This is a genomic window from Haloterrigena turkmenica DSM 5511 (assembly GCF_000025325.1).
GTDB lineage: Archaea > Halobacteriota > Halobacteria > Halobacteriales > Natrialbaceae > Haloterrigena > Haloterrigena turkmenica.
In genome coordinates, this window is the sequence record NC_013743.1 from 1,380,912 (window position 1) to 1,404,900 (window position 23,989).

The 23,989-nt window shown below is 66.4% G+C and carries 22 protein-coding genes; 9 read left to right on the plus strand and 13 right to left on the minus strand.

Going from position 1 to position 23,989, the window contains the following annotated elements; translation table 11 throughout:
- The first annotated feature begins 118 nt into the window (after nt 1-118).
- Nucleotides 119-841: a helix-turn-helix domain-containing protein gene (locus HTUR_RS06525; RefSeq protein WP_012942524.1), complete on the plus strand. Its 723-nt coding sequence runs from the start codon at nt 119-121 to the stop codon at nt 839-841.
- Between the two features lie 151 nt (nt 842-992).
- Here the strand turns inward: HTUR_RS06525 and HTUR_RS06530 are convergent, their stop codons facing one another.
- The gene (locus tag HTUR_RS06530) at nt 993-1,892 is read right to left on the minus strand and encodes a PhzF family phenazine biosynthesis protein (protein ID WP_012942525.1); all 900 of its coding nucleotides are present in this window, start codon (nt 1,890-1,892) and stop codon (nt 993-995) included.
- Between the two features lie 94 nt (nt 1,893-1,986).
- Entirely contained in the window at nt 1,987-3,429 is a 1,443-nt protein-coding gene (gene thiC / locus HTUR_RS06535) for a phosphomethylpyrimidine synthase ThiC (protein ID WP_012942526.1), read from the minus strand.
- A 279-nt stretch (nt 3,430-3,708) separates the two neighbouring features.
- On the opposite strand from thiC, the gene HTUR_RS06540 reads away from it, so the two are divergent.
- Both HTUR_RS06540 and HTUR_RS06545 read left to right on the plus strand, forming a co-directional pair.
- On the plus strand, nt 3,709-4,008 hold the full coding sequence (locus HTUR_RS06540) for a HalOD1 output domain-containing protein (RefSeq protein ID WP_012942527.1): 300 nt from the start codon (nt 3,709-3,711) through the stop codon (nt 4,006-4,008).
- A 120-nt stretch (nt 4,009-4,128) separates the two neighbouring features.
- A complete protein-coding gene (locus tag HTUR_RS06545) occupies nt 4,129-4,827 on the plus strand; it encodes a phosphoribosyltransferase (protein WP_012942528.1) in 699 nt (232 codons plus the stop codon).
- Nucleotides 4,828-4,845: 18 nt separating this feature from the next.
- On the opposite strand, the gene HTUR_RS06550 is transcribed toward HTUR_RS06545, so the two are convergent.
- A complete protein-coding gene (locus HTUR_RS06550) occupies nt 4,846-5,472 on the minus strand; it encodes a class I SAM-dependent methyltransferase (RefSeq protein ID WP_012942529.1) in 627 nt (208 codons plus the stop codon).
- A gap of 143 nt (nt 5,473-5,615) precedes the next feature.
- Nucleotides 5,616-5,807 carry a hypothetical protein gene (locus tag HTUR_RS06555; protein ID WP_012942530.1) on the minus strand — a complete coding sequence of 64 codons (192 nt, stop codon included), beginning with the start codon at nt 5,805-5,807 and terminating at the stop codon, nt 5,616-5,618.
- A gap of 268 nt (nt 5,808-6,075) precedes the next feature.
- Here HTUR_RS06555 and HTUR_RS06560 point away from each other — a divergent pair, with 268 nt between their 5' ends.
- On the plus strand, nt 6,076-6,801 hold the full coding sequence (locus tag HTUR_RS06560) for a sporulation protein (RefSeq protein WP_012942531.1): 726 nt from the start codon (nt 6,076-6,078) through the stop codon (nt 6,799-6,801).
- A gap of 36 nt (nt 6,802-6,837) precedes the next feature.
- Here HTUR_RS06560 and HTUR_RS06565 read toward each other — a convergent pair whose 3' ends face one another.
- The 6 genes from HTUR_RS06565 to HTUR_RS06590 all read right to left on the minus strand — a co-directional run bounded on the left by HTUR_RS06565 (nt 6,838) and on the right by HTUR_RS06590 (nt 14,748).
- A complete protein-coding gene (locus tag HTUR_RS06565) occupies nt 6,838-8,283 on the minus strand; it encodes an MATE family efflux transporter (RefSeq protein WP_012942532.1) in 1,446 nt (481 codons plus the stop codon).
- A gap of 101 nt (nt 8,284-8,384) precedes the next feature.
- Nucleotides 8,385-9,095 carry a hypothetical protein gene (locus tag HTUR_RS06570; protein ID WP_012942533.1) on the minus strand — a complete coding sequence of 237 codons (711 nt, stop codon included), beginning with the start codon at nt 9,093-9,095 and terminating at the stop codon, nt 8,385-8,387.
- A gap of 78 nt (nt 9,096-9,173) precedes the next feature.
- Complete coding sequence (locus tag HTUR_RS06575; protein ID WP_012942534.1) at nt 9,174-10,334, minus strand: segregation and condensation protein A; 1,161 nt, start codon at nt 10,332-10,334, stop codon at nt 9,174-9,176.
- Nucleotides 10,327-13,917, minus strand: coding sequence for a chromosome segregation protein SMC (gene smc / locus HTUR_RS06580; RefSeq protein ID WP_012942535.1), 3,591 nt, complete (start codon nt 13,915-13,917; stop codon nt 10,327-10,329). Before smc ends, HTUR_RS06575 begins: the two co-directional genes overlap by 8 nt.
- A gap of 83 nt (nt 13,918-14,000) precedes the next feature.
- The gene (locus HTUR_RS06585; protein WP_012942536.1) at nt 14,001-14,312 is read right to left on the minus strand and encodes a DUF7518 family protein; all 312 of its coding nucleotides are present in this window, start codon (nt 14,310-14,312) and stop codon (nt 14,001-14,003) included.
- A 127-nt stretch (nt 14,313-14,439) separates the two neighbouring features.
- Nucleotides 14,440-14,748: a transcription factor S gene (locus HTUR_RS06590; protein WP_008896588.1), complete on the minus strand. Its 309-nt coding sequence runs from the start codon at nt 14,746-14,748 to the stop codon at nt 14,440-14,442.
- Between the two features lie 174 nt (nt 14,749-14,922).
- Between HTUR_RS06590 and glmM the strand changes: the two genes are divergently transcribed.
- Nucleotides 14,923-16,263: a phosphoglucosamine mutase gene (gene glmM / locus HTUR_RS06595; protein WP_012942537.1), complete on the plus strand. Its 1,341-nt coding sequence runs from the start codon at nt 14,923-14,925 to the stop codon at nt 16,261-16,263.
- Between the two features lie 345 nt (nt 16,264-16,608).
- Here glmM and HTUR_RS06600 read toward each other — a convergent pair whose 3' ends face one another.
- The 3 genes from HTUR_RS06600 to HTUR_RS06610 form a co-directional block, all read right to left on the minus strand.
- Nucleotides 16,609-17,790 (minus strand): DHH family phosphoesterase, encoded by a 1,182-nt coding sequence (locus tag HTUR_RS06600; protein ID WP_012942538.1) that lies wholly within the window; start codon nt 17,788-17,790, stop codon nt 16,609-16,611.
- Between the two features lie 153 nt (nt 17,791-17,943).
- The gene (locus tag HTUR_RS06605; RefSeq protein ID WP_012942539.1) at nt 17,944-18,846 is read right to left on the minus strand and encodes an SDR family oxidoreductase; all 903 of its coding nucleotides are present in this window, start codon (nt 18,844-18,846) and stop codon (nt 17,944-17,946) included.
- A 152-nt stretch (nt 18,847-18,998) separates the two neighbouring features.
- Nucleotides 18,999-19,424 carry a DUF5791 family protein gene (locus HTUR_RS06610; protein WP_049941841.1) on the minus strand — a complete coding sequence of 142 codons (426 nt, stop codon included), beginning with the start codon at nt 19,422-19,424 and terminating at the stop codon, nt 18,999-19,001.
- Nucleotides 19,425-19,565: 141 nt separating this feature from the next.
- Between HTUR_RS06610 and HTUR_RS06615 the strand changes: the two genes are divergently transcribed.
- From HTUR_RS06615 to HTUR_RS06630, 4 genes are all read left to right on the plus strand, one after another.
- Nucleotides 19,566-20,654 (plus strand): tubulin/FtsZ family protein, encoded by a 1,089-nt coding sequence (locus HTUR_RS06615; RefSeq protein ID WP_012942541.1) that lies wholly within the window; start codon nt 19,566-19,568, stop codon nt 20,652-20,654.
- Nucleotides 20,655-21,108: 454 nt separating this feature from the next.
- Nucleotides 21,109-21,990, plus strand: coding sequence for a coiled-coil protein (locus HTUR_RS06620; protein WP_012942542.1), 882 nt, complete (start codon nt 21,109-21,111; stop codon nt 21,988-21,990).
- A gap of 264 nt (nt 21,991-22,254) precedes the next feature.
- Nucleotides 22,255-22,563, plus strand: a complete 309-nt coding sequence (locus HTUR_RS06625) for a hypothetical protein (RefSeq protein WP_049941639.1) — start codon at nt 22,255-22,257, stop codon at nt 22,561-22,563.
- 88 nt (nt 22,564-22,651) lie between these two features.
- A complete protein-coding gene (locus HTUR_RS06630; RefSeq protein WP_012942543.1) occupies nt 22,652-23,974 on the plus strand; it encodes a carboxylate--amine ligase in 1,323 nt (440 codons plus the stop codon).
- Nucleotides 23,975-23,989 lie beyond the last annotated feature (15 nt).

Genomic DNA, 23,989 nt, shown 5'->3' on the forward strand with positions numbered 1-23,989 from the left:
ATCGTCGCGGTGCCGATCAGTGCCGGCCGATTTCGATCGGTAATCTCCGATTTCGAGCGGATCGCGCTCGCGAACGGGTGAAGATATTAATACGCTGTGTGTGGTTCACTCGCTAGGAATGATCGATCTCGATATCGACATGCGCCAGTACGACTGCCCGTTCATCGATACGACCGACGATGTCGAGATCGCCTTCTCGGCCGTCCAGTGGCAACTCGATACCGACGACGAACAGCTCGAGACCCGACTCATCGCGCGGGGGGAGTCGACGGGCGCCCTCGAGGACGGGCTCCACGCGCTTCGGGACCACCCGAACATGCGCGAGTGTTACATCCTCTCGAAGCGGGAGAACGTCGCCGAGATCGGGACGACGATCGAGGAGACCAACGCGATGCGGACGATCCAGCGAAACGGCGGCTACATCACCGGCCCCTTCCACATCGAGGACGGCCACGAGCGGTGGCACGTCGGCTTCGACGACGACGCCGACGAGGATCACGCGTTGGCCGAACTCGAGCGCCACAACGACTACACCGTCGCGGACCGCGACCAGTTCGGCCCGACGGAACTGTTCGACCTCCTCGAGAATTCCGACAGCGCGCTCCGCCTGCTCGAGGGCTGTCGGTCGCTGACCGAGACCGAACGAGAGACTTTCGAGACGGCCGCCCGGGAGGGCTACTACGAGACGCCACGGGCGACGACCCTCGAGGAGCTCTCGAACCACTTCGACGTCTCGAAGACGGCCGTCTCGATGAACCTCCGCCGGAGCGAACGCAAGGTCCTGCAGGCGGCGCTGTCGGCGCTCGAGAACATGGACGAGACGGTGACGCAGACGCGCTGACCGTCGACTGCACTGAGCGGACAGTCACTTCTACTTCCGTACTGGCGGGTCGGCCGCAACTGCCCTGTCTCCGTTCGTTTCGTCCGAAAACGCGACTAGCAACGAGCCGACCGGCCGGGAGTGAGCGATCGGTAACCGTTTTTCGCACCGTTCAGGCCTCGAGGATGTCGTCGTCTTCGTCCTCGGGGACGGCCAGCGAGCCGTCGAGCACCGTCACGCCGCGACCGCCGACGCGGACGTCCTCGCCGATCCGAACGCGGACCTGCCCCGGACGGTCGACGTAGTGGCCCTGCTCGAGGCGGAGTTCCTCGGGGAAGTCGTCGTCGAACGCGCCGAAGCGATCGAGGTAGGCGCCGACGGCGCCGCTGGCGGTGCCCGTGACCGGATCCTCGGGGACGCCGGCTCCCGGCGCGAACATCCGGCCGTGCAGGGTCGACTCCCGGCCGAGCGCGTCGAAGGTAAAGCAGTAGACGCCGGTCGCGTCGACCTCGTCCGTGAGCTCCTCGATCGCCCGCATATCGGGCTCGGCGCTCCCGAGATCCGAGAGGTACGTGATCGGCGCGATCAGGAAGGGGAGGCCGGTCGAGGAGACCGCCAGCGGGATGTCGTCGCTCGCCCCCTCGAGGGCGGCCGCGTCGACGCCGAGCGCGTCGGCGACCCGGTCGTAGCCGACGTCGACCTCGCGGATGCGGGGCTCGTCTTGGGTCATCCAGACCGTACCATCCGAGTCGACCTCGATCTCGAGTTCGCCAACGTTCGTCTCGAGCGCGTAGGTGCCGGCCTCGAGGCCCTCGTCGCGGAGGTGGGCGAACGAACCGATCGTCGCGTGGCCACAGAGATCGACCTCCTGAGTCGGCGTGAAGTAGCGAATTCGGTAGTCGGCCGTCTCGCTGGGGCGGAGAAACGCCGTCTCGCTGACGGCCAGTTCGGCGGCGATCGACTGCATCTGGTCGTCCGAGAGCCCGCCCGCGTCGGGGACGACGCCGGCCGGGTTCCCGGCCAGCGGCTCGTCCGTGAAGGCGTCGACCTGCAGGGTCCGGATCGTGTCCATACGACGGTGGTGGGCCGAACGACGTATCAATCCTCGGTCATCGTCACGACGCCTCGAGCCGGTCGCCGCCCGCCCGCTCGAGCGGAGCGGTCGCTCAGTCGTCGCCCGGCTGTTCGACCCGTTCGCCGTCACTGACCGACGGGAGGTCGCCCGACTCGTGGGTCCCCACGGGCGGCCGGTTGACCTCGGCAGCCGGCGAGGCCTCGAGGTCGGTACCGCCGTCCTCGTCGCTCGTCAGCGACTCCATCTCACCGCCCTCGCGTGCGTCCTGATCGATCCGCATCGAGCAGAACTCGACCCCGCACATTGAGCAGAAGCGGGCCTCCTTGTAGTTGTCACCGGGCAGCGTCTGGTCGTGGTACTCGCGAGCGCGGTCGGGATCGAGCGCGAGGTCGAACTGCTCGCGCCAGTCGAACTCGTAGCGGGCTTCCGAAAGGGCGTCGTCCCAGTCGCGTGCGCCCGGCCGTTCATTGCCGACGTCGCCCGCGTGGGCGGCGATCCGGTAGGCCGCGAGGCCGTCGCGGACGTCCTCCTCGTCGGGCAGGCCGAGGTGCTCTTTGGGCGTGACGTAACAGAGCATCGCGGCGCCGGCCTGGGCCGCCATCGCGGCGCCGATGGCGCTCGTGATGTGGTCGTAGCCCGGCGCGACGTCGGTCACCAGCGGCCCGAGGACGTAGAAGGGGGCGCCGTCGCAGACCTCCTGCTGGCGCTCGACGTTCTCGGCTACTTTGTGCATCGGGACGTGGCCCGGGCCCTCGACCATCACCTGGACGTCATATTCCCAGGCGCGGCGGGTGAGTTCGCCCAGCGTGTCGAGTTCGGCGTACTGGGCCTCGTCGCAGGCGTCGGCCAGACAGCCCGGCCGGAGGCTGTCGCCGAGACTGAAGGTAACGTCGTGCTCGGCGAAGATCTCGCAGATCTCGTCGTACACCTGAAAGAGCGGGTTCTGCTCGCCGTGGGTCTCCATCCACGAGGCCATGATCGAACCGCCCCGCGAGACGATTCCCGTCTTGCGGCCGTCGGTCAGCGGCAGGTGTTCGGCGAGGATACCGGCGTGGATCGTCATGTAGTCGACGCCCTGCTCGGCCTGTTTTTCGATGACCTCGAGCAGCAGGTCTTTCGTCAGTTCTTCGGGTCCGCCGGCCCGCTTGACGGCTTCGTACAGCGGCACCGTCCCGAGGGGCACCGGCGAGTGTTCGACGTGGGTCTCGCGGATCTCGTCCAAGTCGCTGCCGGTGCCGAGGTCCATCACCGTGTCCGCGCCGTAGTGGACCGCGGTGTGGAGCTTCTCGAGTTCCGTCTCGAGGTCGCTGGTCTCCTCGCTGTTACCGATGTTCGCGTTGACCTTCGTCGCGAACTCGCGGCCGATGATCATCGGGTCGAGCGACTCGTGGTTGACGTTCGCCGGAATCACGGCCTGTCCGTCGGCGACCTGCTCTCGGACGAACTCCGGGTCGCGGTTCTCGCGCTCGGCGACTCGCTCCATCGCGTCGGTGACCGTCCCCTCGCGGGCGGCTTGGATCTGGGTTCGCGCCATCGATAACTAGGTTGTATCATCGAGTTATATAGCGCTTGCGCTGGGAGACGTTCGAACGGGAGCCGTGCGACGACGGGAGTCACCGTTCGACGGGAGGTGACGGTGATCGAACGAGGAACTCCGCCGCCGCTACGTCGGTCGTTCGTGCGACCGATCACGGTAGTCGGAATAGCTAACGGTCAGATAGCGACGCTGAGATGGCGATGAACGATAGTTACGATTAATTCGAATCCACGTGGTTTTTTATAGTATGGTGTTGGCCACTTCGCAAGGCAATCCATGGCGACGGAACATCATCGAAACGATATTGGGGGAAATAGCTCGACGGACGAACAGACGTACGTCTTCTCGCCCGAGAAGGCGCCGTCGCTCGCCGTGGTCGAAGCTGTCGCATCCGCGTCGGAGACCGACCCCACGGCGATCCCGCCGCTGTACGATGCGATCGAACCTGACGCGCTCGATGCGACGTTCGAGTCGGCGTCGTCGCAACCGGGGGCGACACGACGCGTTTCGTTTTCCTACGACGGGTTCGACGTCACCGTCGACGGCGGGCCGGCCGTCACGGTCACACTCGAGTAATCGACCGACTGGCGGTCCAACCGGGGGAGCCGTCGACGAGGAACGTGTTACCGATCGGCGCGAATCGTCCGAATACGCATCGTTTAAGCGCCGCTGATCCGTGGTACGTCCTGAAACACGATGTCCGACTTACCGGACGACTTCGACTGTACGATCACTACCTGGGAGTACATCTACGGCCTCTGTCGCGACGTCAGCGACGAGGTCCGCGACGACGAGTTCGAACCCGATGTCGTCGTCGCGCTGGCCCGGGGCGGCTGGTTCGCAGGTCGGTGTCTCTGTGATTTCCTCGGGTTGGACGACCTGACGAGCCTGAAGATGGAACACTACGTCGGCACCGCCGAGAAGAGCGGCGAGCCGTCCGTTCGGTACCCGATGCCCGAGGGCAGCGTCGAGGGGAAGGACGTCCTGATCATCGACGACATCGCCGACACCGGGGGCTCCATCGAGCGCGCCCACGAGTACGTCACCGACCGCGACGCCGGCGAGGTCCGCACGGCGACGCTGCAGTTGCTCGGCACCAGCGAGTACCAGCCGGATTACGTCGGCGAACACCTAGAAGAGTGGACCTGGATCGTCTACCCCTGGAACTTCATCGAAGACATGGTCGACCTCGTCTCCAGCGTCATGGAGCAGGCCGAGCAGGAGTCGTTCACCCGGGAGGAGATTCGCCACTACCTCGCCGAGTTCCACGGGATCGACCGCATCGAGATGGAGATCGCCCAGCCCGACCGCATTCCCGAAGTGCTGACCGAGATGGAGCGACGCGACGTCCTCGAGTCGGCCGGCCCCGGAGAGTGGACGCTGGCCGCCGACTGAGCGAGCCATTGAGTCCGTCTAGTTCTCGAGTCGCCCCGCGACGTACACCCAGCGTTCGTCCTCGCATAGCGTCCCGGAGACGCCCCGCTCGTCGACGATTTCGAACCCCGTCTCGCGCAACTGCGTTCGCGTCGTCGCCGCCCCAGCGACGTGCCACTGCATTTCGACCCCGGTCTCGAGCCAGTCCGGGTTCTCGCCGCGCCACTCCTCCAGTCCCTCGGAGACCAGTACCCGCCCGCCGGGCCGTAGGACCCGCGCGCACTCCTCGAGGACTGTCCGGTGATCGTCGAGAGGCACGTGAATCAACGAGTGGAGGGCGATCACGGCGTCGAAGACGCCGTCGTGAAAGGGCAGGTCCGTCAGGTCCCCCTGAACGAGCGACGCCATCGGTGCGTTCGCCGCTGCCAGTTCGAGCTGCTCCCGAGAGAAATCGATGCCGACCGCCGCTACGGCTCCGTCCTCGCTTCCCCGCTGCAGAACCGGCGTCCCCTGTCCGCAGCCGGCGTCGAGAACCGTCGGCGACGCCGGCAGCGATTCGAAAAACGCCTCGAGGGCCGCCCGCTCGCGATCCTCCTCTGATCGTTCGGCGGCGTACGTTTCCGCCAGTTCGTCGTATCCTCGGCGGACGACGTCCTTGTCGACCATCGACGAGGGATTCCGAGTCCTCCCTCTTCAATCGTCGTGCCGGACGCCGACGGACGTGTCCCTCGAGGCTCGCTCGCCGCCGTTCGCTCCGGTCCCGAAACCGCGTCCGAGCGTCGATCGGTCGGTCGTAGATTCGACGCGGCTTACGCCCGCCGGAGCGCCGGCGGCACCTCGAGGGCGACGACCTCGTGTCGCGTCTTCTGTTGATGGTCGGTGCCGATCGCCATCGCCTCGTCTCGGTCGTCGGCCGTGTGTTCGAACGAACAGCCCTCGCACTGGACCAGGAACTGTTTCAGGCCGCCGTCGGTCTCGGTCGACTCCCTGTTCGTGAGCATATCCACCCGTTCACCGCGTGATCGCTTGAGCCGTTTTCCAAAATGGTTTGGCATGCAGTCACATTGGCTTGTCACCAGAAGTGGGGGACTTGGCTCTCGCCCGCGCGCTTGACCCCGGTTATCTAGTCACCGATCGACGATAGATCACGACGAGCGACGGTCGTCCTGACGCGATCGACGCGGCGTCGCCCGGCGCGAGCGCAGTCGCCGCCGCGAGACGCGTCCCGATGAGAAGGTAGATATCAATCGACTGTGACGTAGTCGGCGTATGAAACGTATCCTATCGAGCCTCGGTATCGGGGCAGCAACGGTCGATACGATCCTTCCGACGACGCTCACGGCGGGCGAAACCGTCGACGCGCGCGTCGACGTCACCGGCGGGAACGACGCGCAGGAGGTCGACGGCATCTACTTCGCGCTCGAGACGCGCTACGAGACCGACGAGAGCGCGCGGACGGGGACGATCGACTCGTTCCGCATCGCGGACCCGTTTACGATCGAACCCGACGAGGACAGGTCGTTCTCCGTGTCGATCGACGTGCCCTACCACACGCCCGTGACGATGGGGAAGACGGAGGTCTGGCTCGACACCGGCCTCGACATCGACTGGGCTGTCGATCCGGACGACACCGATCCCGTCGAGATCGAGCCGGATCCGCTCCGCCGAACGCTGTTTGACGCCGTCGAGTCGCTCGGGTTTACGCTCCGGACTGCAAAGTGTGAGGCCAGCGAGTCGCTGTTCTCGAACCACCGGTTCGTCCAGGAGTTCGAGTTCGTCCCCCGATCGGGCCCGTTCGCCGGCGAACTCGATGAACTCGAGATCGTTCCGCTGCCGGAGGGCGAGGGCTTCGACCTGCTGGTCGAAGTCGACCGCCGCGGCGGTCTGCTGGCCGAACACTTCGACGCCGACGAGAGCCACGAGCGCCTCTCGCTCGACGCGACGACGACCGACCTCGAACGTCAGCTGCGCTCGACGATCGAGCGCAACCTCTGAGGCGTCCGGAGGGGCGAGAACGAACCGCTCGACCCCTCACTCGGCGTCGGTCGCTCGGCCCGTCCCGTCCGCCGCCTCACCCGGTTCGTCCTCGTCGATCAGCGATCCCTTCCACGTGCCCCGCGAGAACCACGCGACGGCGGCGATAGCGCCGACGATGTCGCCGGCGACGACGCCGGTCCAGATCCCCCGCGGCCCCCACTCGGCGACGAACAGCAGGGCGTAGGTCACGGGGACGCGGACGAGCCACAGGCCCAGCACGGAGAAGGCCAGCGCCGTCTTCGTGTTGCCGGCGCCGCGGAAGGCGCCCAGCACGACCTGCATGACGCCCATGAAGACGAAGCCGACCGCGGCGAACCGGAGGTAAGTGGAGCCGTAGGCGATCGTCTCCGCGCGACCCGCCTCCTCGGCCGTCACGAACACCGAGACGAACGGTTCCGGGAAGAGTGCGGCCAGCAGCGCCGCGACGGCCATGATCCCCGCGATAGTGCCCCCGGCGATCCGCGTCGCTCTCTCGGCGCGGTCGCCCTTCCCCGCGCCCAGGTTCTGACCGACGATCGAGTCCGTCGCCTGTCCCATCCCCATCGCCGGCAGGAAGGCCAGCGAGATCAGCCGGTTGCCCAGCCCGTAGGCCGCGACGACCGCCGGCTGGAAGGTGACGACCATCGCCGTCATCGCGACCAGCGCCAGCGCCGACATCGACTGCTCGAGCGCCGTCGGGACGCCCAGACGGACGATTTCGGTGACGTACTCGAGCCGGGGCCGGAGATGTTCCGGGCGGATCTCGGGGCCGACGTCGCCGTAGTACAGTAGGTAGAAGCCGATGGCCGTCGCCAGCCCCCGCGAGAAGACGGTCGCGACGGCCGCGCCGGCGATACCGAGGCTTGGAAGCGGTCCCACGCCGAAGATCAATAGCGGATCGATGACGAGGTTGAGCAGGACGCTGACGACCATCACCCGCATCGGCGCGCGGGTGTTGCCGTACCCCCGCATGAGCGCGGCGAAGACGAAGAAGCCGAACACGAAGGGGATCCCGAGGAAGAAGATACGCAGGTAGTCGGCGGCGAGCGGGATGATCGCGGCCTGGGTCTCCGGATCGGCGGGCAACGCGGCGAGCATCGAGTCCGTCGCGACGAAGCCGATGAGGCCGAGCGCGACCGCGACGATCGAGATGAACGAGATCGTCTGGCCAGCGATCAGACCGCCCTCGCCGCTCTCGGCGCCGGTGTGCTGGGCGAGCAAGATCGAGCCCGCGGTCGTGAAGCCGCCGCCGACGGAGATCACCAGAAAGAGCAGCGGAAAGGCGAGACTCACCGCGCCGACGGCGTCGGGCGAGAGCGCCCCGAGCCAGAAGGTGTCGCCGACGTTGTAGGTGACCTGTAGCAACTGGATGACCACGAGCGGCCACGCCAGTTCGAACATCGGCCGGACGAGCGACCCGTCGGTGAGGTTGCTCGCGTCCGGCGCTGAGCCGGAGGACATACCTCATCACAACCTCCCGAGCGACTTGATCATTCGCGAGGTGTGATACCTTCGGGCACGATCCGCGTCGATCCGCCGCTCGCTCTCGCGTCCCCGCGGACTTACGGTCGTCCGTCCTCGAAGGCGCGTTCGACCTCGAGTGCGGCCGTTCGGTCGCTCAGATCGACGCGCCGAGCGATCTCGGTTCCGGGGCCGGAACCGGAGTCGTCGCGCTGCCAGTCGTTCGGATCGGTCTCGTCGACCGTCGCGGCGCCGCCGGCCGGCGTCGAGTTCGACCGCGATACGGTGGCCTCGGCCGTCACCGTGCCGTACTCCGATGTCGGTCCGCGCCCGGCGTCGCCGACCGTGTGACGGGCGCGGCCGGCGTCCGGGTGTTGCGTCCACCCGGGAGCGCGCCCCGCGCCCGCCCCGATACCGAGACAGTCCCGACAGATGTCGTTGCTGCCCCACGCGAGCGTGTAGAGCGGGACGCCCAGAATCACGACCTGCCGGGCGTAGCGGCGGTGCACGCCGTCGTCGATGACCCGCTCGCAGTGGACGCAGCGCTGGGTCCCGGACTCGAGCGGCCGATCCTCGAAGCGGTACTCCAGCCCGAACGTGTGGGCCGGATACAGCGGGAGCCCCTCGAGCGTCCAGAGGACGAACAGACTCACGCAGAACAGGGCTGCCGAGTACCACATCGCGACGCGCGGTTCGGCGACGGTCATCGGCCCGGCGAACGATCCGACGAGGATCGCGATGGGGAGCAGCCGCCGTATCAGCGCGAATATCTCGACGTGGATGCGGATCACTGCGTCGTCGGGCCGTTCCATCGACTCGACGTTCGGACAGCGACTGGTAAACGTTTGTGGCAGATTTTCACCCCGCTGTCACGAGTGGCGCCGTCGGACTCAGTCAGCGATCGCTTCGTCCGCGTCCGTCTCCGCGGCGGCATTCTGGATCCAGAGGTCGCCGAACAGGTCGTCCTGCTCGAGACGGATCCGGCCGCGGTGGGCGAGAAAGAGCAGCGCCAGGTAGGTCATCACGCGCGTCCCGCCGACGGCCTCGATTTCGGCGTACAGCACCTCCTCGCGGCCCTCGTCGTACTGGACCTCGAGTTCTGCCTCGACGTCGTCGATGACGGCCTCGATGTCCTCCTCGTGGGTCGTGTGGGTGACGTCGTCGCTGGTCGGTTCGTCGTCGACCCGGAAGTCGTCGTTGGCGTGGTAGTCGAGTTCTTGGACGCCCCGATCGTACCCCTGGGGCGACTCGCTCGTGTCGTAACTGCGCGATTCCTTCCACCAGGAGTCGCGCTCGGCCGACCGCAGCTCTCGGACGAGTTCGTCCAGCGTCTCTGGCTTGCCGCGTGCCTGTTTGCGCTCGAGGCGCCGTTCCATCTCGGCCTCGAGGCTCTCGACGGGGTCGAATCCGGGCGGGTGCGCGCCGCCGTCGTCGCCCTCGGGTTCCATCGCTCCCTCGTCGGCGAAGGGTGCCTCCCACGGCGGCAGTTCCTCCTCCTCGGGCTCGTCGGTGGCGAACAGTTCGTCGCTTTTCATCCGGAGGAGGACGCTCGCGTAGAACAGCGCCCGCCCTGACGTGCGCAGGTCGGCGTCCTCGATCGCCTCGAGGAACTTGTCGGTCACCCGTACGACGTCGATGTCCCACGGATCGATCTCGCCGTCCTTGGCGAGTTGCACCAGTAACTCGACGGGCTCGACTTCGTCGTCGTCCGCATCGTCACCCGCTTCGTCCGCGTCGACATCGGCGTCCGACGCCTCGTCCTCCGAGAACTCGAGGACCGACGCCTCTGACTCGGCGTCTCGAGGCGTGTCGCCCGCGCTCGAGTCCGTCTCCGAACTCGATTCTCCGGGCGGCTCCCGTTCCTCGTGACCGGTGATGTTCAGGGGGATATCGTCCCGTCCCCCGTCCGTATAGAACTCGTCGTGATCACCGTCTCTCGGGTCGCTTCGTTCGCGCCTCGCATCGCTCGGCTTTTCGGAGTCGCGTGGCGACTCTCTGCTCGCGCCTTCGGCGCTCGCATTCTCCGAGCCGCGTGGCGGCTCGCTAGTCACTAACAGGCACCTCCTCACCACCGGCGTCTTCGCCGTCGCTCAGATCGATCCCGGTGACGGCGCTGACGTTATCCTGTTGCATCGTGACGCCGATGGCCCGCTCGGAGCGGTCGAGCATCGCCGAGCGATGGGAGACGACGACGAACTGGGCCTCGTCGGCGAGTTCGTCGACCATCTCGCCGATGCGCTCGGCGTTAACGGCGTCGAGGAAGGCGTCGACCTCGTCTAGGGCGTAGAACGGCGCCGGATTGTGCCGCTGGATCGCGAAGATAAACGCCAGCGCGGTCAGCGACTTCTCGCCGCCGGACATCGCGTCCAGTCGCTGAATGGGCTTGTCGCCCGGCTGGGCCTTCATCGTCAGCCCGCCGTCGAAGGGGTCCGCCTCGTTCTCTAAGTGCAGCGTGCCGGTCCCCTCCGAGAGCTTCTCGAAGATCTCGGTAAACTGCGCGGCGATCTCGTCGTAGGAGTCCATGAACGTCGCCTTCTTCTGGGTCTCGTACTGCTCGATCCGGTCGCGGATCCCCTCCGCCTCCTCGACCAGCGTCGCCCTCGCGTCCTCGAGTTCCTCGAGGTCGCTGCGAACCTCGTCGTACTCGTCGATCGCGAGCATGTTCACCGGCTCCATCGCCTCCATATCTGCTCCCAGGAGGTCGATCATCTCGAGGACGGTCTCGTGGTCGGGGACGTCCTCGGGGTCGTAGTCGCCGACCTCCGACTCGAGGCTCTCGATCTCCCACTCGAGGTCGCTGACGCGGTTGCGACAGTCCTCGAGTTTGCTCTCGACGGCGTTGACCCGGTCCTGTTGCTGGTCGCGTTCGGCCCGCGCGTCGGCGAGTTCGTCCTTGAGTTCGCTACGTTCTTCCTTGAGTTCGGTGAGCTCTTCCTCTAGCTCCGCGACGGCCTCGCGTTTCTCCTCGAGTTTGTCTTCCTTCGCCTCGATTTCGTCCTCGAACTCCTCGATCTGCTCCTCGTGTTCGGCCTTGCGGTTCTGGGCCGCCTCGATCTCGTCGTGGCGGTCCTCGATGGCGTCCTCGGCGTACTCCTTCTCCAAGCTCAGCTCGTTGAGTTTGCTGTCGAGGTCGGCGATCTGGTCCTCGCGGTCGTCGATCTCGGCCTCGAGTTCCTCGATCTGAGCGGTGAGTTCGGGGATCTTCGAGTCCTCGAGTTCGGTCTCGAGGTCTGCGATGTCGGCCTCGATCTCCTCGACCGCGGCGGTCTTCTCCTCGATCTCCCCGGAAATTTCGGTCATCCGCTCGTCGACGGACTCCCGTTCGTCCTCCAGATCGTCGAGGTCCTCTTCGAGGGCCTCGATCTCGGCCTCGATGGTGTCTCGCTTTTCCTCGAGATTCTCGCGTTCGTTCTCGATCGACCGCACCTCGTCGGTCGCGTCGGTCTTGCGGTCGCGGGCGTCGTCCAGCCGTTCTTCGACGTCGCGTAGCTCCTCGCGGAGGGACTCGCGCTCCTCCTGGAGTTCGGTGATCTGCTTGGCGACGCGCTCGAGTTGGCCCTCGCCGCCGCCGGTAAAGGAATACCGGGAGCCGCTGCCGGAACCGCCGGTCATCGCGCCGCTCTTCTCGACCAGGTCGCCGTCGAGGGTGACCATGCGGTAGTCGCCCATGTACGAACGGGCCGTCTCGAGGTCCTCGACCACGAGGGTGTCGCCGAGCACGTACGAGAAGACGCCGGCGAACTGGTCGTCGAAGTCGACGAGGTTGTACGCGAAGTCGACGACGCCCGGATCGCTCGGCGCCGACGGGAGTCGGCGCTGGCTCATGTCCGTCAGCGGGAGGAACGTCGCCCGACCCGCGTTGCGCGACTTGAGGTGGTCGATACACTGCTGGCCGACGACATCGTCGTTGACGACCACGTTCGCGAGGCGTCCGCCCGCCGCGGTCTCGCAGGCGACGGCGTACTCGCCCGGCACCGATCCCAGCTGGGCGACGGCGCCGTGGACGCCGTTGATCCCCGCGTTGAGGATCGTCGTCACCGCGCGGCCGAAGGAGGTGTCGCCGCTCTCACCCGCGTTGGCCTCGAGTTCGGCGTACTCCTGTTGTTTAGCCTGAATCTCGTCGTCCAGTTCGTCGACGTCGGACTGGATGCGGCGCTTCTCGCTTTTGAGGTCGTCGACGACGCCCGCGATGTTCTCGCGGTTCTTCTCGGCCTTCTCGAGTTCCCGCTCGAGATCGTTGCGTCGGCTCTCGATCTCGGGGATCTCCTCGCGTTTCGCCTCGATCGCCGCCTCCTTCTCCTCGATTTCGGTCGAGCGGCGTCGGGCCTCGTCGAGCAGTCGGTCCTGCTCGCGCTGGAGGTCGTTCTTCTCGGTTTTCGCTTCCTCGAGGTCGTCCTTGCGCTCGGCGAGTTCGGCCTTCAGTTCGTCGAACTCGGTGTCGACAGCTTCGATCTCGGCCTCGAGTTCGTCGCGCTCGGCCGCCCGTTCCTGAATTTCGCTCTTGAGGGAGGCCTTCTCGAGTTTGTGCTCGCGCATCTCGCTCTCGAGGTCGTCGATCTGCTCCTGCTTGCGGTCGATCTCGACGAACGCCTCGCGGCGGTTCGATTCGGCCTCCTCGATGGCGGCCTCGCTGGCTTCGATCTTGTCCTCGAACCGGGAGATCTCGCCTTTGATCTCCTCGATTTCGCTTTTGATCCGGAGCTGTTCGTCCTCGCCTTTGCGTTCGATTTCGGCGTTTAAATCCTCCAGATCCTCCTGGAGGCGGACGACCGTGCCCTGGCGCTCGTCGAGTTCGCGCTGAAGGTCCTCGAGTTCGCCCTCGAGTTCGGCGGCCGTCTCCTCGGCGTCGGCGAGCTCGTCGCGTTTCTCCTCGAGCTCGCTGGCCTTCTTGTAGCCCTCGTACTCCTCCTTCTCGCGGCGCAGCCGGCGGTAGCGCATGGCCTGCCGGCGTTCGTCGGCGAGCTGGTCGAGGCGGTCGCGTTTCTCCTCGATGCGCAGTTCGGCCTCGTCGATGCGTTCCTCGACGACCTCGAGTTCCTCGAAGGCGTCCTCCTTCTTCGCGTCGAACTCGGCGACGCCGGCGATCTCGTCGATGATCTCTCGGCGAGCGTGGGGCGTCATGTTGATGATCTCGGTGACGTCGCCCTGCATGACGACGTTGTACCCCTCCGGCGTGACGCCCGCCTGCGCGAGGAGATCCTGAATGTCCGAGAGGTTGACCGCGCGATCGTTCAGATAGTAGTAGGAGTAGTAGTTGTCCTCGGTTTCCTTAACCCGGCGGCGGATGCGGATCTCGTCGACATCGCCGACGTCCTCGCTGCCGGCGGCGTTGACGACCTGCGACCGGGTGAGCGTTCCGTCGGAATTATCGAGGATGACCTCGACGGTCGCCTCGCGAGGGCCGCCGGAGCTATCGCCGTCGTCGTGACCGGGGTTGTAGATGAGATCGGTCAGCTTCTCCGCGCGGATCCCGCGGGTACGGGCCAGTCCGAGCGCGAAGAGGACGGCGTCGATGATGTTCGACTTGCCCGAGCCGTTCGGGCCCGTGATAACCGTAAAGTCCTCGTAGAACGGAATTTTCGTCTTGCGGCCGAAGCTCTTGAAATTGTCCAGAACGAGTGCCTTGATATACATTCTCTTAGCGCGCCCTCCATCCGTGCGGGGAATCGTGGTCACCGCGGTCGCGATATCGGTGCGACCGAGCCGTGACCACGCGGTTATGCGACAATAATATCGTCGCTACCTGAGTCTTCCGCTTCGTCGGTCGTCGACTCCTCGTCCGGCTCGGCGTCGGCCGCGGCCTCAGCGACCTCGTCCGGCTCGGCCTCGGCAGTCACGTCGACGTCCGCTTCGCTCTCTCCCTCGGAGACGCGCCGGTTGGGAACGCGAGTCGGCGTCTCGGCGTCGAGTTCGGCCTCGAGAACGCGAATGCGCTCCTTGGCCTCGATCAGTTCGTCCGTCAGTCCCTCCACCGTCGACTCGAGTTCCGCAACCGTCGATTCGAGCTCTTCGACGCGGTTGTTCGACATACCTTCTAGCGGTCTGTCTGGACACATAAACGTACGTCAGACAATACTAGTTGTTCTGGTACCTTCCGATCGCCGATTACCGTCGGACCGTGCAACGAGCCGACGACGCCGGGACGGCCGCCGGCGCTCAGTTATCGTCTTCGCGCCACTTGTGCTCGCATTCGGTACAGATGAAGAATCGAGTCTCGGACTCGTCGGCCGAGCGGATCTGTTGCATGTACCAGTGGGCGCGGTCGTTACCGCACTCGGGACAGTGGGCGTCGGTCTCGGGCAGCGAGGTCTCGCCGGAGGACTCGATAATCTCACTGGCCTCCTGGCTGTCAGTCACGACGTACTCATCCGCGTCGCCCTTGGGTTCAGTGTAGCCGCAGCTTCCGCACTTCCAGAGGCCGTCGTCGGCTTTCATCATCGAACCGCATTCGTCACAAAATTCCATCGTTGTCCGGGATACGTCGGCCGAGCGACTTAAGCCACCCGTTCCGTTCCCCGACCGTCGGCGACGGCGTCACGGCCGTCGGTTTTCCTCGGCTCGCGGAACCGCGATACACCTTCTCTCACACGGGCGGACGGGATTCCTGTTTTTATATAGCCGGTTGTGATACGCTCGGGTATGTTCGGAACGAGCGGTATCAGGGGAGCGGTGGGCGACGAGGTGACGGCCGAGCTGGCGCTGTCGGTCGGCCGAGCGCTCGCCACCGAGGGGTACGAACGAGTCGTCGTCGGCCGCGACGTCCGCGAGAGCGGGACGGTTCTGGTCGACGCGCTTTCCGCCGGCGTCCGCGAGTGCGGCGGAGACGTCGTCGAGGTCGGCGTCGTGCCGACGCCGACGGTCGCCCGCGGCGTCGACTGGCTCGAGGCCGACGCGGGCGTCGTGATCACGGCCTCGCACAACCCGGCCACGGACAACGGCATCAAACTCTGGTCGCCCTCCGGCCAGGCCTTCGACACCGAACGCCGCGAGACCATCGCGAGCCGCGTCGAGACCGACCGGTACGACCTCGCGGCCTGGGACGGCCTCGGGAACCGAAGCCGGGACGACGGACTGCTCGAGCGCCACGTCGAGGCGATTACCGACCGCGTCGACGACCTCGAGGGGCTGGAGGTCGTCGTCGACGTCGGCAACGGCGCCGGGAGCGTGACCGCCGACGCCCTCCTCGAGTTGGGCGCGTCAGTCCGCACCCTGAACGCCCAGCAGGACGGCCGGTTCCCCGGACGGCCCAGCGAACCCAACGAGGAGACGCTCGGGGACCTCCAGGAACTCGTCGGTGCGACCGACGCCGATCTGGGCGTGGCCCACGACGGCGACGGCGACCGGATGGTGGCCGTCGACGAGCGCGGCCGGTTCGTCCCGAAGGACCTCCTGCTCGCGCTGTTCGCCCGCGACGCGGTCGGCACCGGCGACCGGGTCGCCGCGCCCGTGGACACGAGCCTTGCCGTCGACGACGCGCTCGCGGACGTCGGCGCCTCGGTGACCCGCACCGCCGTCGGCGACGTCTACGTCGCCGAGCGGGCGACCGAACCCGACGTCGTCTTCGGCGGCGAACCCAGCGGCGCGTGGATCTGGCCCGACGAGACGCTCTGCCCCGACGGCCCGCTGGCGGCCGCCAAACTCGCGGCGATGGCCGCCGACGAGGGCTCGCTCGCGAGTCTGGTCGACGACCTCGAGACCTACCCCATCCGCCGGACCTCGATCGAGGTCGACGACAAGGAGCGGGTCATGGAAACCGTCGAGTCGACGGTCCGCGAGCGCTACGACGAGATCGACGCCCTCGACGGGGTCCGCATCGATCACGGCGACGGCTGGACGCTCGTTCGCCCCAGCGGCACCGAACCCGTGGTCCGCATCACCGCCGAAGCCCGCGACGACGAGCGCGCCGAGGCGCTGTTCGAGGACGCCCGCGAAATCGTCCTCGAGGCGAACGAGGAATCGGATGTGGCGCCCGCCGAATGAGGTACTTCACACGGCGGATACGTCGTCACGCCGTGCGCTGAACTGACGAGATACCTGTGCGGCGGCGTGCGCTGTCGATCGTATCCGAACGCGAGTGAGGATCGATCGCCACTACCGCGCGAGGGATGAGTGAGTGAGCATAGCGAGCGAACGAATCGGCTGGGGAGGAAGTGGAAATCCCCGTTGCCAGAGTCGCACACCGCTCGAGAAGAACCGACTCTCGAGTCGCACACCGAGTATCTTCACCAGTCTCACGTCCGAGTCTCAACGGTCTCGAGCACGTCGCAGCCCGGCCGAGTAGTGACGTTCCCCTTCTCACTCGAGTCTACGCTCGCCGACTATTGACTACCGTTCGCCGGACATCGCCGAGAACAGCCGCTGCTCGAACTCGTCCCTCGAGATGCCCTCGGAGGTACCGATCCCGTCCATGTGATCGACCGAGACCTGGCCGCCGCCCATCCGGGCGTGGCCGCCCGCGTTCGCCATCGGAATGTCGCTGATGGCGTGGCGGAGCGTCTCGCCCATGTGGACCCGATCGTCCCGGGAGCGCCCCGAGAGGTGGATCGTCCCGTCGCGTTCGCCGTAGACGACGACCGCCGTCACGCCCTCTAACTGCATCAGTTCGTCTGCGGCCTGCGGGATCGCGTCGACGTTCGAGATTTCGCCGACGTCGCAGACGGCGAAGGGGCCCTCGACGCGTTTCTCGGTGATCGCCGTCGCCTTGACCTGCAGGACGTCGTCGCTGACCTGCGGGTTGGCGACCCGATCGAGCAGGTCCTCGTCGATCGCGCCGAACAGCGCCGCGCAGGCGTCGAACTCCGCCCGCGAGCAGCCGTTGGTCAGGTGCTTCGTGTCCGACTGGATGCCGTAGAGCAGCCCGGTCGCCAGCTCCGGCGAGACCTCGAGGCCGTCCCCGCCGTTCATCGTCGCGCCGAGTTCGTCGAGATACTCGACGATGATGGTCGAGGCGGCGCCGTACCCCGTCCGGACGTCGGTGAACTCCGTCCCCGCGCCGTTGCCGGGATGGTGGTCGATCACCGCGATCGGTTCGACGGTCTGGGAGCCCGCGAACCCGCGAGGCGTGTTGTGATCGACGAGGACGACGGCGTCGGCGGCCAGTTCCGAACTCGCCTCGATGGCCTCGAGGTCCAGATCGAGGACGGTCCGAAACGCTCGGTTCTCCTGGTGGCGGATCTCGCCGGCGTACTGCAGCGTCGCCTCGGTGTCGACGGTCTCGGCGATCCGGGCGACGCCCATCGCACAGGACATCGCGTCGGGGTCCGGATTCGGGTGCATCACCACCGCGACGTGGTCGTACTCCCCCAGCAGCCGCTGGAAGCGAACGCCCGGCGGCCGCCGGAACCAGCTGACGACCCACCAGCCGCCGACGGCGACCGCGACGGTCGCCACCACGAACAGCGAGAGCATCAGCGGCTCGAGGGACTCGAGGAACTCGCGGACCGGCCCGACCAGCGCCGTACCCGACCGGCGGAACGTGCCGCTGGTCGAGCCGTTCCGAACGATCATACGTCACCATTAAATCGAATCGACAAGAAATTTCCCCCTCTAACGACCGACTCGGACGGTCTCGAGGCGGGTTTCCGGTCGACTCCCTCGAACTGCCGGCAGTCGGCCCGCCTTCGCGTTCCGCAGAGCGCAGTGCGACCGCTCTCGAGCGGCTCAGATCCCTCGCTCGCCGTCCCGGTAGGCCTCGATCGCGTCCCGATACCCCTCGCGGTAGGTCGGATACGCGAACTCGTAGCCCAGATCGCGCAGTTTCTCGTTGGCACAGCGCTTGCTCGTCAGGATGCGCCGCTTGCCGGCCTCGGAGACGTCGTCGTCGGCCAGTCGCTCCGCCTTCGTCTGTTTGGGCGGCTGCTCGACCTCGCACCGCTCGGCCAGCCAGTCCGCGAACTCCCACTTGTGGGCGGGTTCGTCGTCGACAACCTGAACGACTTCCCCGCGCGCGAGGTCCTCCTCGAGCAGATAGCGGACGGCCCCCGCGGCGTCGTCGCGGTGGACCATGTTCAGGTAGCCCTCGGTGACGGGCCCCTCGAGATAGCGCTCGAGGCGGTAGCGGCCGGGGCCGTAGAGGCCGGCGTAGCGCGCGACGGTGCCCTCGAAGCCGTACTCGGCGGGCGACTCGCGGGCGATCCGTTCGGCCTCGGCGAGCACCTCGGTCTTCTCGGTGGTGGGCTCGATCGGCGTCGCCTCGTCGACCCAGTCGCCGTCGTGGTCGCCGTGGACGCCCGTCGAGGAGGTGTAGACCAGTCGCTCGGGCCCGTTCTCGCGCTCGCCGAACTGCTCGACGGCCGTCCGGAGCCCCTCGACGTAGACCTCGCGGGCCGCCTCCGCCCCGCGGCCGCCGCTGCTGGCCGCGAAGACGATGGCGTCGACGTCCGGAACGGCCGCGAGTCCCTCGCGGTCGGTGACGTCGGCCTGCACGGCCTCGAAGCCGGCATCTTCGATCGCCTCAACCCCCTCGTCCGATCGGCGCACGCCGATCGCCTCGTGGCCGCGGTCGGTCAGTTGGCGGCCCAACTCGAGGCCGACGTGCCCACAGCCCAGAATTGCAATGTTCATACGTCGACTCGCGGGTGAGCGACCATAATATCACTGCTCGAGGAGACGTTTATCGGATTCTTCACGGCGTAGCGAACGGAGTGTGTAGCGCACGCGGGTCGCGCGTCGCAGCGATCGTCGTCGATCACCGTCGTCGATCGCTGCGTCCCGACTCAGGGCGCCCCGTCGGCGATCACGTACTGGATGTGGACGAACTCCTCGAAGGACATCGGCGCGCGCCGCTCGATCTTCTGCTGGACCTCCTTCGCGTCCATCTCGATCGCGAGCTCGCTCTCGACGGCGTCGACGTCGAGGACGGCGGTGGTCATCCCCAACAGGAGGTGGTCGCAGGCGATCTCGACCATCTCGTCGGGCTCGGGCTCGCCGTCCGCGAGCGCCTGGATCTGGGCCGCTTCGGGGAGCGTGAGATCAGGCGAGTCCCCCTCGAGGAGCGCGTTGGCGGTTTCGCGGTCGACATCTGTCTGGTCGGCGACGGCGTCGACGCCGTGCTGGGTGACGACCGCCCGGAGGTCGTCCTCGTACTCGGCGCGGAGGTCGGCGGGCGACTCCGGGGCGTTCATCCGTTGTTCGTAGAACATGCCGGGAAGAACGGGCATCGCGTTGAAAGGTATTATTATCGAGCCCGCCGGCAGCCTGCCGACGGATATCGGCTCGAGCCACCGCGTTCGCTGCAATTGTCCACCGGAACGTTCAACTGGGCATACTTACATGAGCGTGATATGAAAGTTGCCCTGATCGGTGTTGGTCAGGCCGGTGGCAAGGTCGCTGAACGGCTCGCCCGCTTCGACGCGGAGATGGGGTTCGGAGCCGTTCAGGGCGCGCTGGCCGTCAACTCCGCCGAACCGGACCTCCAGTCCCTCGAGTACGTCGACACGCAGTTGATCGGCGCCGACCGCGTCAACGGCCACGGCGTCGGCGGCGACAACGAACTCGGGACCGAGATCATGCAGGCGGACATCCAGCAGGTGCTGGACTCGATCGACGGCCGCGTCACCTCCAAAGCGGAGGGAATCTTCGTCGTCGCCGGCCTCGGCGGCGGCACCGGTAGCGGCGGCGCGCCGGTCGTCGTCCACCACCTCCAGCAGATCTACGACGTCCCCGTCTACGCGCTCGGGGTCCTCCCGGGACGCAACGAGGGCGCGCTCTATCAGGCCAACGCGGGTCGGTCGCTGAAGACGATCGTCCGCGAGGCCGACGCGACGCTGCTGGTCGACAACGACGCCTGGCACGAACAGGGCGAGAGCGTCGAGAGCGCCTTCGAGACGATCAACGAGCGGATCGCCAAGCGAGTCGGCCTGCTCTTCGCCTCCGGCGAGGCCGTCGAAGGTGTGGGTGAGAGCGTGGTCGACTCGAGCGAGGTCATCAACACGCTTCGAGCGGGCGGGATCGCCGCCCTGGGGTACGCCACCGAGGTCGCCAGCGAGGACAGCGCCGAGAACGTCAACACGGCCATGAGCGTCTCGCGACAGGCGCTGCTGACGGGCACCAGCCTCCCGGACGCGACGACGGCCGACTCGGCCCTGCTGGTCATCGCCGGCGAACCCGATCGCATCCCGCGCAAGGGCGTCGAACGCGCCCGCCGCTGGCTCGAGGACGAGACCGGCAGCATGCAGGTCCGGGGCGGGGACTTCCCGCTCGAGAGCGAGCGACTGGGCGCGCTCGTCCTGTTGGGCGGTGCGGAACGCTCCGATCGCATTGGTGAGTTCGTGGAGCGCGCACGCGAGGCCAACAAGGCCCAGGAGCGCGAGGAGGAGAAGACCGATCCGGCCGAACAGTTCGCCGACGACCGGCTCGAGGACCTCTTTTAGCTCTCGGAGCCGACGACCGTTCGGACGGGCGCTCTCTTCGGATTCGAGACCGGTCGCGGGCGCCACTCGTCCGGGCCCGTCGCCGATCGACGGGACGACCCGCCAGCGAGACGACGCACGACGGGCGGTGTCATTTATAAGTATTCTCGGAACCCATGACACAGTCCATCACAGTACGAGGGCGCCCCTGGCAACGGTTTTCAGGGGGTTGTGGACCGGTAGGTTTAAATTGAAGGCGCCAATAGGTACGGCTACCAGAACGCCACCGGGGCGCGTATCGCTCGACGATCGATGACAGGAAATCTTATTCACCGAGGTTTCGCAGATCGTGAGCAGATGCTGTGTACAGCCGCTCGTTTTCGTTCGACGGCACCCGTCCGACCGACGGGCGTCCCCGTCTGTGAAACGAGCGAACATCCCCGGTGCGGGTATGGCACAGAGGTTTGAATAACACATGGTAGACGAATCAAAGAACATCGAACTGACGGAAGACGACCTCGAAAACAAATCGAAAGGGCAGCTCATCAAGATGGCTGGTCAACTGCGGGACCGGCGAAACGAGCTGAACCAGATGGCCTCCGAGCGAGCCTCCAAGCGCGACGACCTCAACGCGAAGACACGCGAGAAGGTCGACGAGGCACAGGAGCACCGCGAGAAACGCGACGAGCTCAACGAGCAGGTCCAAGAACACAAGGAGAGCCGCAACGAGCTCAACGCCGAGGCCAACGAGCTGTTCGACAAGGTCGAGAAGCTCAAGTCCGACATGGAGCTCGACGAGGGCAAGGACTTAGAAGAGCTCGAGGAGGAGATCGAGGAACTCGAGTTCAAGCAGCAGACCGAGGTCCTCTCGAGCGAGGAGGAGAAGGAGCTCATCGAGAAGATCGAGTCCAAGCGCGAGGAGTACGAGGATCGAAAGGGGAAACTCGAGCAGAACGAGGATCTCGAGGAGCTCGTCGAGGAAGCCGAGGAAGTGCGATCGGAAGCCTCCCAGCACCACCAGAAGGTGACGGAGCTCGCTGACAAGGCCCAGGAGCACCACAACCAGATGATCGAGGCCTATCGGGAGGCCGACGACATCCGCGACGAGGCCGACGAGATGCACGAGAAGTTCGTCGAGGCCCAGGAGGCCGCCGACCAGCACCACGAGGACTTCGTCCGCGTCCAGAAGCGCCTGCGCGAACTGGACAAGAAAGAGGAGAAGGAGCGCAAGTCCGAGCGCGACAAGAAGAAAGAAGAGGCCAAGGAAGAGGCCGAGGAGATCTATCAGAAGTTCAAGGAGGGCGAGACGCTCGACACCGAGGACCTGATGAAGCTCCAGAAGACCGGTCTGCTCTAGGTCGGTCTCGTCTACCGGCGGTTCGGTTTTCTCTCTTTGCTGCGGTTTCGACGCCGACGTCTCGAGACGAGAGTCCGACCAGCGCGCGCTCGAGACCGGTGCCGTGAGTCGTCGATCGGAGACCGAGCCGCTGCCTCAGGACCTCTCGTGCTCGAGATCGACCGCGTTCAGCTCGTTCACTTCGGTCGCAAGGACATTCTCAGGGCGTGTAAGCAGGGTGAGCTATTTTAGTGCCGGCCGGGGTCGAGTGTAGACGAGCGCGTAATGGATACGGAAACGAATCGAGTAGCCGAGCGACCGACCGGTCGCGACACCACCACTGGGTTCGGCGGCGGACTCGATCGCCGCGGAACGGAGTACAGGAGTCGAGACGATCCGGGAGCGGCGGTCGTCGATGGCGTTCGGAGGACGGTCGCCGCGGACGGTGATCGTTCCGCGCGAAGCTATACGGGTCTCGGGGCCGTCGTCGAGACCGTCGCTGCGTCCGCCCGCGATTCGGTGGCGCCCCCGCAGTCGCGTCCGGATCGATTCGTCGAGACCGACCACGAACGGCGGGTATTCGGTCCCTACTAGTGCGCCCGTGGAATCGACCGACCGATAGCAGACACCGATTCGAGTTAGTGAGCCTATACCGATGACAGCTGATCACAATTCTTCGAGCATGGATCGACACGACGACGATGCGGGCGTCCTGATACCCGGTATCGATGCGCCGAGTACCGTCGCCTGTCTCCGTTCGCTGCGACCGCGCGGCATCCGTACGATCGTCGGCTCCGAGTCGTCGACGACCCCGGCGGCCCGATCGACGTACTGTGACGAGTTCGTCGAACTGCCGGATCCGACCGACGATCTGTCCGCCTACGGCGACGCGTTGCTCGAGGTCGCCAAGCGATCGGACGTTCGGACGATTATCCCGGTCCGCGAGGAGGACGTCTACGCCCTCGCCGATCGCAAGGCGGCGTTCGCCGACGTGGTCGACACGAACTGGCCCGACTTCGAAACGCTCCGACGGGTTCAGGATCGCGTCGAACTCTTCGCCGCCGCCGACGCGGCCGACGTGGCGGTCCCGGAGACCGCGCTGTTAGACCAGTGGACCGACTGGGACCAGGAAACGATCGTGAAGCCCCGATACACGGTCGCCGCACCCGCCTATCTCGATCCGGGCGCCGACGAGATCGAGATCGGCTCGACGGAGTACCAGCAGCCGGGCACGCCGCCGGACCTCCAGACCGTCGTCGAGCGCCGCGGCCACGTCCCGCTGGTCCAGGAACGGATCCCCGACTCCCGCGAGTTCGGCTTCTTCGCCCTCTACGACCGCGGCGATCCGGTGGCCACCTTCCAGCACTGCCAGCGCCGCGGCTGGGAGTACTGCGGCGGCCCCAGCGCCTACCGCGAGTCGGTGTACGATCCGGACCTCGAGGCGGCCGGCCGGGCGCTGCTGGACGAACTCGAGTGGCACGGCCTCGCGATGGTCGAGTTCCTCCGCGATCCCGACGACGAGGAGTACAAGCTCATGGAGATCAACCCTCGCTTCTGGTCGTCGCTGCCGTTTTCCGTCCGCGCGGGCGCGGACTTTCCCCGCTACTACTGGCAGCAGGCGATCGGCGACCCGATCGCGTCCGACGACACCTACGAGGTCGGGATCGGCGGCCACCTGCTCCGTGGGGAGCTCAGCTACCTCCACAGCGTGGCGACCAAGGAGTACCCGATGGTCGAACGCCCGTCGCTCGCGGGCGCGGTGCGCGACGTCGCGACGTCGCTCGTCAGTCAGCCGCGGTTCGACTACGCGGTGGCCGACGATCCGATGCCGTTCGTCCGCGACGGCATCAACCTGGTCGAAGCGTACCGCGAGAGTCGATCATCGTCGGATTCGGCCGACGACTCGAGCGAGGCCGACGACCGCGATCCGACGGACGTACCGCCACAATCGACGCGTTCGCACGGGGCGTCGCCGTCGCAGACGTCCCAGGGACTCGACGACTGAATCGGTACGTCGCTC

Coding starts and splice junctions, on each gene's coding strand:
- HTUR_RS06525 (WP_012942524.1), top strand. CDS start 119: ATGATCGATCTCGATATCGACATGCGCCAGTACGACTGCCCGTTCATC.
- HTUR_RS06530 (WP_012942525.1), bottom strand. CDS start 1,892: ATGGACACGATCCGGACCCTGCAGGTCGACGCCTTCACGGACGAGCCG.
- thiC (WP_012942526.1), bottom strand. CDS start 3,429: ATGGCGCGAACCCAGATCCAAGCCGCCCGCGAGGGGACGGTCACCGAC.
- HTUR_RS06540 (WP_012942527.1), top strand. CDS start 3,709: ATGGCGACGGAACATCATCGAAACGATATTGGGGGAAATAGCTCGACG.
- HTUR_RS06545 (WP_012942528.1), top strand. CDS start 4,129: ATGTCCGACTTACCGGACGACTTCGACTGTACGATCACTACCTGGGAG.
- HTUR_RS06550 (WP_012942529.1), bottom strand. CDS start 5,472: ATGGTCGACAAGGACGTCGTCCGCCGAGGATACGACGAACTGGCGGAA.
- HTUR_RS06555 (WP_012942530.1), bottom strand. CDS start 5,807: ATGCTCACGAACAGGGAGTCGACCGAGACCGACGGCGGCCTGAAACAG.
- HTUR_RS06560 (WP_012942531.1), top strand. CDS start 6,076: ATGAAACGTATCCTATCGAGCCTCGGTATCGGGGCAGCAACGGTCGAT.
- HTUR_RS06565 (WP_012942532.1), bottom strand. CDS start 8,283: ATGTCCTCCGGCTCAGCGCCGGACGCGAGCAACCTCACCGACGGGTCG.
- HTUR_RS06570 (WP_012942533.1), bottom strand. CDS start 9,095: ATGGAACGGCCCGACGACGCAGTGATCCGCATCCACGTCGAGATATTC.
- smc (WP_012942535.1), bottom strand. CDS start 13,917: ATGTATATCAAGGCACTCGTTCTGGACAATTTCAAGAGCTTCGGCCGC.
- HTUR_RS06585 (WP_012942536.1), bottom strand. CDS start 14,312: ATGTCGAACAACCGCGTCGAAGAGCTCGAATCGACGGTTGCGGAACTC.
- HTUR_RS06590 (WP_008896588.1), bottom strand. CDS start 14,748: ATGGAATTTTGTGACGAATGCGGTTCGATGATGAAAGCCGACGACGGC.
- glmM (WP_012942537.1), top strand. CDS start 14,923: ATGTTCGGAACGAGCGGTATCAGGGGAGCGGTGGGCGACGAGGTGACG.
- HTUR_RS06600 (WP_012942538.1), bottom strand. CDS start 17,790: ATGATCGTTCGGAACGGCTCGACCAGCGGCACGTTCCGCCGGTCGGGT.
- HTUR_RS06605 (WP_012942539.1), bottom strand. CDS start 18,846: ATGAACATTGCAATTCTGGGCTGTGGGCACGTCGGCCTCGAGTTGGGC.
- HTUR_RS06610 (WP_049941841.1), bottom strand. CDS start 19,424: ATGTTCTACGAACAACGGATGAACGCCCCGGAGTCGCCCGCCGACCTC.
- HTUR_RS06615 (WP_012942541.1), top strand. CDS start 19,566: ATGAAAGTTGCCCTGATCGGTGTTGGTCAGGCCGGTGGCAAGGTCGCT.
- HTUR_RS06620 (WP_012942542.1), top strand. CDS start 21,109: ATGGTAGACGAATCAAAGAACATCGAACTGACGGAAGACGACCTCGAA.
- HTUR_RS06625 (WP_049941639.1), top strand. CDS start 22,255: ATGGATACGGAAACGAATCGAGTAGCCGAGCGACCGACCGGTCGCGAC.
- HTUR_RS06630 (WP_012942543.1), top strand. CDS start 22,652: ATGGATCGACACGACGACGATGCGGGCGTCCTGATACCCGGTATCGAT.